This is a genomic window from Spiroplasma sp. Moj, from assembly GCF_016082285.1.
Taxonomy (GTDB): domain Bacteria; phylum Bacillota_I; class Bacilli_A; order Mycoplasmatales; family Mycoplasmataceae; genus Spiroplasma; species Spiroplasma phoeniceum.
Map to the genome: position 1 here is coordinate 11,554 of NZ_MQTY02000021.1, position 1,190 is coordinate 12,743.

The following is a 1,190-nucleotide window of genomic DNA, read 5'->3' on the forward strand; positions in this document are numbered from 1 at the left end:
TAAACTTTTTTTAATTCTTTTTAAACTATGTATTTGTTGATAAGTAATATCATTATTTTTGATAGTTTCTTCTTTTTGATAAGGACTAGCGGCAATTGTTGTTGGNACAGCAGTTCCACNAATNGTTAANANACTTAATAAACTNAGTAANTTTTTCATACTTGTTTTTCTCCTTTTCTTAATCTTGAAACTATTTATTGAAATTCTTTATCAAGATTTACCTTTAGTATATTATATATATATATATATATATATGCAAGCAAAATTATGAATTATGTAATAATTTTATTCTTAAAAATAATGCTTATTACGCGTTTTAAGGACTAAATTAGTAATCAAATATATTAAGTTTAGTTATAATATACAAAAAGTATTNTATTANTAAAATATTAGTATATAATTAAATTATAGGTTTAATCTTTTTCCATAAAAANNNANAGTTNATGCACTTGAAGGGTATATTCCAGTCGTTGACGCTGTTAGCATAAGACAATTAATAGCCTAAATAAAATGTATATATATGTAACTATTTTTTTAAATTATAATTATATATATAGTAAAATATTATTTAATACTTTCCCTTAGACCTTCTATAATAAATGTATTTCAAGTGTATATTCCAGTCCTGAACCNTATANANANTATNNTATATATTATATATATTATATATATTATTTAAAAAATTATAAAATATATATACACTAAAATATAGTTGAATATTTATATGTATAGATGTAAGAATCTTTAATCAATCTTGTCCTATGAAAACGGTCCAGTCGGTTCATTCCAAAATGGGGGCCGAAAATAAAAAGAACCTTGGGGCTTCAATAAATTTTGTATTTCTTTTATCATACGAAGTCAACATTAAGCTCAGCCTGGAGAGCGAGCATAGGAGAGCATATGCAGACCGATATAATACCACCTGCTGCTGTTTACAATGATATTCGTTTTATATGGGCTGATTTTTAACTTCTTTTCAGTATTTCATATGAATTAATAATAACACGTAAAGGTTTTTTAATATACCCAACGAAATTTCTACTTTTCTATTTTTGATGAACTTTATGAAATATTTGAAAATTTCGGATAAGAATTTGCAAATATATTTATGATATATGAACAATTAAATTATTTCAAATACAGTTGCAAATATAAAATATATAATATATGAATAATTAACTCCACTAAAT